At 40.3% G+C, this 7,370-nt stretch carries 5 protein-coding genes; 2 read left to right on the plus strand and 3 right to left on the minus strand.

Annotated features, from left to right (window positions below; all coding sequences use genetic code 11):
- Positions 1-15 precede the first annotated feature (15 nt).
- Entirely contained in the window at positions 16-1,005 is a 990-nt protein-coding gene (locus NH153_RS19900) for a response regulator (RefSeq protein WP_063707122.1), read from the minus strand.
- A complete protein-coding gene (locus tag NH153_RS19905; RefSeq protein ID WP_063707228.1) occupies positions 1,002-4,331 on the minus strand; it encodes a PAS domain S-box protein in 3,330 nt (1,109 codons plus the stop codon). The genes NH153_RS19900 and NH153_RS19905 overlap by 4 nt, the downstream gene beginning before the upstream one ends.
- A 137-nt stretch (positions 4,332-4,468) precedes the next feature.
- On the opposite strand from NH153_RS19905, the gene NH153_RS19910 reads away from it, so the two are divergent.
- Positions 4,469-5,539 (plus strand): GGDEF domain-containing protein, encoded by a 1,071-nt coding sequence (locus NH153_RS19910; protein WP_063707124.1) that lies wholly within the window; start codon positions 4,469-4,471, stop codon positions 5,537-5,539.
- On the opposite strand, the gene NH153_RS19915 is transcribed toward NH153_RS19910, so the two are convergent.
- Positions 5,536-6,516 (minus strand): ion channel, encoded by a 981-nt coding sequence (locus tag NH153_RS19915; protein WP_063707126.1) that lies wholly within the window; start codon positions 6,514-6,516, stop codon positions 5,536-5,538. The two genes, NH153_RS19910 and NH153_RS19915, sit on opposite strands and share 4 nt — an antisense overlap.
- 102 nt (positions 6,517-6,618) lie before the next feature.
- Between NH153_RS19915 and NH153_RS19920 the strand changes: the two genes are divergently transcribed.
- Entirely contained in the window at positions 6,619-7,299 is a 681-nt protein-coding gene (locus NH153_RS19920; protein ID WP_063707230.1) for a M48 family metallopeptidase, read from the plus strand.
- The last annotated feature ends 71 nt before the right edge of the window (positions 7,300-7,370 follow it).

A 7,370-nucleotide genomic window follows, 5' to 3' on the forward strand; every position in this document is an offset into this window, starting at 1 on the left:
GCCTTTAATACGCTATTAGCGGGTATAAGTGTTTTTGATTTCTATGATGCTATCTATTTGGCCGATAAATAAATCAACTAGTTGCGGGTCAAAATGCTTACCAGCTTCGTCTTTCAATAAGTCGAGCGCTTCTTCAACCGACCAGGCTTTTTTATAAGGGCGTTTTGAGGTTAAAGCATCAAACACATCTGCAATGGTGACAATACGCCCTTCAATACTAATTTCTTCGCCTTTCAGGCCATACGGATAACCCGTACCATCCCATTTTTCATGGTGTTCAAGGGCAAGCTTATGAGCAAGTTGCAATAACGGCGAAGTTGAGTTCTCTAAAATTTTCGCACCGATTAAGGCATGTTGTTTCATGTGCTCGTATTCGTTTTCGTTCAAGCGCCCAGGTTTTAATAGTACTGAATCAGGAATGCCTATCTTACCAACATCATGCATCGGCGCTGCCTGTTTAAGCTGTTCGGCCTCATACTCACTCATGCCATAGGCAAGGGCGAGTACTTTACTGTAGCGGCTCATTCTTGCAATGTGCTCACCGGTGTCGGTGTCTTTATATTCTGCAGCGCGGCCTAAACGTTGGATCAAATCAATGTGGGCTAATTGCAGTTGCTCAGCTTGAACTAAAGATAAATGATTTTTAACACGCGCTCTGACAATCGCAGGGCTAATTGGTTTGGTAATATAGTCGACTGCACCTAGAGCAAAGCCTTCAGACTCATCCTGCTCATGGGAAAGTGCGGTAACAAAGATAACAGGAATATGAGCGGTTTTAGGATTTGCTTTTAATACTTTACAGACTTCGAAGCCGCTCATGTCTGGCATCATAATATCGAGCAAAATCAACTTAGGTGGTTCATTCTCAATAAGTTGAAGAGCAAGCTCGCCTGATTTTGCAAACGATAAGCGATAATCGTTAGCGAGTACTTCACGGATCACTTTTAAATTGGCTGGTTCATCATCGACGACCAAAATTCTTGCACGTTCTGAGATTTGCGTCATACGTGTTCCTTAGCAGCTTGGAGAGTGTGCTTTAAAGCTGATAAAGCAGTGCTTGCTGCATCAAAGTCAAAGTTTTCAAAATACGCACAAATTTCAACAACCTGATCTTGGTAGGTTGCCGGTGCTTGGGATTGCACCAGGCTTAATAAATCATCGTCTATTTCTGCATGCTCAGCTTGCGCTTGCAGTGCCTCAATTTGGCTAATAAATGCGCCCAACGACGTTTCGTGTATGGGTTGCTGTTGTGAACTAGACTGCGGCTGATCTGCAAGCAATGCAATCAGCGTTTGCCATTCCTGTTCGCACTCGGCAATGAGTGTAGGGAAGCTTTCCTTTTCACGTTCTTTCTCAGCGTTTGATAACAAGTATAATAATTTTGCGAGGGCTAAATTACCCGCGACTCCTTTAAGAGTATGCAAAATTGCTTTTTGTTCTTCTTCACTGAGCATTGGTTCCGTCAGTCGTAGAATACTCTGTTGATGATTGCTTAGGAATAAGCCAATTTCCGTATTTAATTTCTCTTTGCTTCCCCACATCAAAACACCTTTGTCGTAGTTGATGTGCTTTTTCTCATCACCGACTTTATTGTTAGTGATTTTATTTACTTCTAAACCAAGCACTTTCGCAATTTCATGGTTCAGCTGGTTAATATCAACGGGTTTATTTGCAAAGCCGTTCATACCGGCTTGTTTTGTGGTAATTTTATCTTGTTGTAAAACACTCGCCGTCAACGCGATGATAGGTGTAATTTTTAAGCATCTGATTTTCTCTATTTCGCGGATTTCTTTACAGGCCGTAATGCCGTCACATTCCGGCATATGAATATCCATTAAAATCACATCAAAGCTTTGCTGTTCAAATGCTGCAATGGCTTCAAGACCATTTTGAGCCGTACTGATGGTGTGCCCAGCTTGCGATAATAAAATGTTCAGTAGCTCAACATTTTGCTCAATGTCATCAACCACTAATATGCGAAGTTTTGGTAAGTTTAATTGATTACAAGTTAGGGTATCGACTTGGCTGATATCACCTTCTTGTAAAGGAAGACTAAAGTAGAAGCAGCTGCCTTTACCTTCTTCACTAATAGCACCAATTGAACCACCCATTAATTCAACAAGCTGCTTACTGATAGTCGTACCAAGGCCTGTGCCACCAAATCGGCGTGTCATGGTACCATCGGCTTGTTCAAATGGCTGGAAAATGGCATCTAAGCGGTGCTTGGCTATGCCTATCCCGCTGTCTTGTACTTCGAAAAACAATTGTTTATTTTGAGTTTGACTCACCGAAATTGTGACAGACCCTTGCTCTGTAAATTTAATCGCATTACCGATGAGATTATTCATTACTTGGCGAATACGGGACTCATCGCCAATATAAATAGGCGCAACATTATCAGCGATAATCAAATCAAGCAGAATATCTTTACGCTTCGCCTCAAGCCAAAAAGTCGAGACGATATTGTCGAGCAAGGCTTGTAAGTTAAAGTGCTCAGCATGAATATCGAGTTTGCCTTTTTCTAACTTTGCAGAATCTAGTACTTCATTGAGCAAATGCAGCAGTGAGCGAGCTGATTTATTGACGGTAATAATATGTTTTTGTTGCTCTTTACTAAGAGGACTATCCATTAATATGTCGCTAAAGCCGATTATCGCATTCATTGGCGTGCGAATTTCATGGCTCATATTTGCCATAAATGATTGTTTTGCTTGTGCTGCGGCTTCAGCTTCTTGCTTAGCCTTTTTGAGTGATTCTTCATATTCGTGACGAGCGGTGATATCAATCAGTACACCATCGATCCACTTTTGTTTAGAATCACTATTTTCGTTAATTGTTCCTTGGTCTAAAACCCACACAACTTTGCCATTTCGATGGCGAATGCGGTACTCAACCGCATATTGGTTTCTTTCAGCTATGGCTTTTTCCATAACTTCATCAATATGCGCTACATCATCGTTATTAATGATTTGAGCAAATGTAATTTTACCATCAGTAAATTCTTGAGGGCTGTAACCTGTTAAGTCAGAAACACTGGGGCTTATAAACTTCATCGTCCAGTGTTCATCTAACAAACAACGAAATACAGCGCCTGGGGTATTGTTCATTAAGGTACGATATTGTTTCTCTTTTTCTTCGAGACTTTGCTGTAGTGCACGTTGCTCTGTTAAATCGGTTATAAAGCCAACAAACAGTGTTTCTGCGTTAGGCTGTTTTACTTCACCTAGGCCAAGTCGAATAGGAAATAAATGACCATCTTTGTGCTTTGCAAACACATTACGGTTAACACCAATCACTTTTTTAACTTCATGCCTGCTACTATCAGCTAAGTAACCATCATGTTGCGCGGCTATGTCGTCGTTCATTAATAGTTTTACGTTTTTGCCCAGCACTTCGTCTTGGCGCCAACCAAAAATAGTTTCTGCTGATTTATTAAAGCTTAAAATAATGCCATGAATATTAATCGTTACGATACCATCTATTGCGGTACCTAAAATGGCATCTAAGCGCGATTCTTCTGCCGATTTTTCTGCCAGTAATAAGCGAAAACGCACCATGCCGTTAATAATCCCAACCAGAGCAGTCAATAATACGGTAGCAAATGAAACGCTAATGGCGATAAAAGTAAGTTGCGACGTTTGAACGTTTTCAGATAACAAAGGTGAGGTTGCAACAAAGCGGGTGGCGGCCATTCCCATATAGTGCATACCCGCTACAGCAAAGCCAAAGATAATGGCGCAAATGATGCGGGTTTGTAACACCGTAAGCTTTTTAAAGTGCTCGCCTAAGTGAAATCGCGCATATAAGCCGACAAAAGATAATGCAACTGCCACCACAATTGATGCTGCAAACCAAGCCGGGTCGTAGCGAAGAAGTGGACTCATTTGCATAGCGGCCATGCCCGAGTAGTGCATCGCACCAATGCCAGAGCCAAGTAATACAGAGCCAATGAGTAGCTTTATTGTTGTTGGTATTTGCTTTAAATCTTTGCGTTTCAAAAATGAAAATGCGGTATAGCAGGCTAAAAATGCAGGAATAAATGAAAAAAATGTCAGTGTAGGGTCGTACTCCACGGTGGTGCACAGTGAAAAAGCCAGCATGCCGATAAAGTGCATACTCCAAATCCCACCTGACATCACCAAGGCACCTGTTGCACTGCCTAATTTACGGTACGAATCAAATTGAGTTCTATTTGCTAAATCAATGATATGGAGTGAAAAATAAGCAGCAAAAATAGCCGTAGCAATAGAAAGAGCAACTAAGCTTGAATCATAGACACCACTTACTATTAAGCTGGGGTCTTGATCGGTAATAAAAAATTTCGCGAGCATAATATTTTTTTGAAACGGCTTGTTATAGCAGTCTAATACAAATTGTTCTGAATTTAGAGAAAAACCTATCACTTAAGTACGTAGGATTCAAAACCTTGGCTATATTTAATTAAAAAGGAGTAGTTCGAGGTGGGTAGATGAGAAGAACCGAGCAAACTTTAGTTGAACAAATGCAAATTAATGATGTAGAAATTCAGCACAGAATGAGTTTATTAGGGCTGACTTCAAACAGTCTCTCATCATTATTAAACTACAAGCCCATTATAGAATCAGCCATTGAAAATGTGGTTAATGAGTTTTATAAAAAGCAAACCGAAGTAGATGAAATTTCGTTATTAATTGGTGATGCGGATACTTTAACACGGCTCAGAGATGCACAAAGGCAGTATATAATCGATTTATTTTGTGGTCGTTACGAGCATGAATATGTTAACAACCGTCTACGGATTGGTATGGTGCATAAGCGTATTGGTGTTGAACCTAAGCTTTACTTATCGGCGGTGTGTACTTTAAAAGAACTCATTTTTAATGTGCTTCGCACCACAATAAGCAATCAAGATGAGTTAAATCATACCCTTAACATCATTGATAAATTGATTTACTTTGATACGACTTTGGTCTTTGATACTTATATCGACAGCTTAGTGGGCGAAATTGAAAATGCGAAACGCCGCACCGAAGTCTATGCGAAAGGCCTTGAAGAAAAAGTCGCTCAGCGTACTCAAGAACTTGAGAAGCTCGCTAAGCTTGACCCACTTACTAACCTCTACAACCGGCGTGTCATGCAAGAGCTATTACAACGCGACCTTGCCAGAGCCAGACGTCACAAATCGCCATTAACGGTTGTTTATTTTGATCTCGATGACTTTAAGTCAGTAAATGATACACAAGGGCATTTAAAAGGCGACGAAGTCCTTAAATATATAGGGCAATACTTACTTGATAATATTCGCGAGATTGATATACCGTGCCGTTATGGCGGCGATGAATTTTGCATCATCTTACCCGATTGCGAGTTAGATAGCGCCTTTACTATTTGTGAAAAACTTATAGCCGCATTTGAACAACAATACCCTGAGCTTCATCTAAGTTTTGGTCTTATTGCAGCGCCACTTGATAGCACGGTAGATGCTGAAGAGTTAATTAATCGAGCCGACAAAAAAATGTATCAGGCAAAAGAGCATAAGGGTTCATACATTATGCGTTAGCGAGTCATACGCTTTACAAAAACAACGACGAATAAAGCGAGCGAGAAGCTACCACAAAATGCCTCAATTGCCGCGATTAACCTTGAAAAGCCAATCGGCGTAATATCCCCATAACCAAGCGTGGTAAAAGTGACCACGCTAAAGTAAAAACTATTTAGTAACGCCGATAAATTGCTTTGAAATGAGTTTTCAAAACTCAGTTGCATGACAGAATCTTGGTAACTTACCCCAAATAAGAAATAACAAAATGCACAGCAAATAATGAGTGACAGACTAAAGCGAATGACGTTTTCGGGCTTTTCGCCATAACCACAGAGCATATCAATAAAGCTAGAAGTAATTTGTTTAGTTGAGCCTTTGCGGTATTGCGCATGGCGCATTCTTAATTCTTTGTAGGTGAAGTTACCGGCGAGTTCAAAAAGCCCTTGATGTTCAGAGGCTTTTCTTAAATTGCGGTATATTTCTTCGGATTGCTCAAACAAGTCTCTTGCTTCAGCATGCTGCTTATTTTTGCGTGCTTTAAATGCGGCTGATTCTTGTAATAACTGCTCGCCCAGCTCGATATTATCAATTCGACTGTCGTTGAGTTTGATGCCCAATAAGTTGGTATTTTTTAAATCACAGTAATGTAAACTCGCACTATGTAAATTGGCTTTCATTAATGAAGCGTTGGCTATTTTATTATTAAATAAATGAGCGCCCGTTAAATTTGCACGATAAAAATTACAATAAGAGAGATCATACCCTTCCTCGTCATCCTGCTTGATCAGGTTTAACCCTGAAAGATTCGCTCTTTGCAGTTGCAAGCCTTCTAATAAGCCGCCTTTTTTTGCATAGCGCTCTAATTTTTGGGTTAGATCTAGTCCTGATTTATCAAATTTACTATCATGCCAAAAGCAAAAACCAGAACCCATGTCTGTCTCTTGACACTTGTTACCTGTTGGGGAAATATAACTACAACATGGTTTGTCAGGCATAAAGATGAAAACTTATTTGTGAGTCATCTTTATAGATTAGCAGCTATTTGACAGGGTAAAATGGAATCTCTCATATTTATTAATTGAATTGGCTTATCTTTGTTGGATTACACCTTAAAGCGCAGTAAACGCAGAACCACAGTGGCAATTAAAGTTGCCCAGCAGAAACTCACTGTTTATGCACCTTTTTATGTTCCACAAACTGAGATTGATGCCTGGCTTAAGACCAAGCAAGATTGGGTCGCTGAACAAATTGCCAAACAATCCATTCATGCTGAACGCCGTCAACTTCCTCTTGCAAACGCGACAATTAAGTTATTTGGGCAAGATGTTCCGATAGTATTTGCAAAAGGCACTAAAAGCATGTGGCAACAAGATGCACACGCTCAGCTTACCTTATCTATTTCATCGCGCGTCAAACATCAAGAAGCTAACTACCTCGCTTTGCTGGAGCAGTTTTTACATGAAAAGCTTGAGAGCTATATTGAAATGCGTGTTCATGATTATTGTTTACAGATGTCTGAAGCACTCCCTACAAAGCTTAAAATTCAACATTATAAACGTCGTTGGGGCAGTTGTAATAAGCGCCGCGAGCTGACTTTTAATCTACATTTAGCAAGTGCGCCAACCTGGGTGATTGATTATGTGGTTGTACACGAACTTGCGCATCTTTTGCATATGAACCATAGCGCTAAGTTTTGGCAACGTGTGAGCCAGTTTTATCCAAATTATAAAAAAGCAGAGCAATGGCTTAAAGCAAATGGAAGCAGTTTGAGTTGGTAGCTTAAGTTAGCGAGAGTAAAGTTAGCGAGAGTAAAGTTAGCGAGAGTAAAGTTAGCGAGAGTAAAGTTAGC

Source organism: Pseudoalteromonas gelatinilytica (assembly GCF_001641615.1).
Lineage (GTDB): Bacteria > Pseudomonadota > Gammaproteobacteria > Enterobacterales > Alteromonadaceae > Pseudoalteromonas > Pseudoalteromonas gelatinilytica.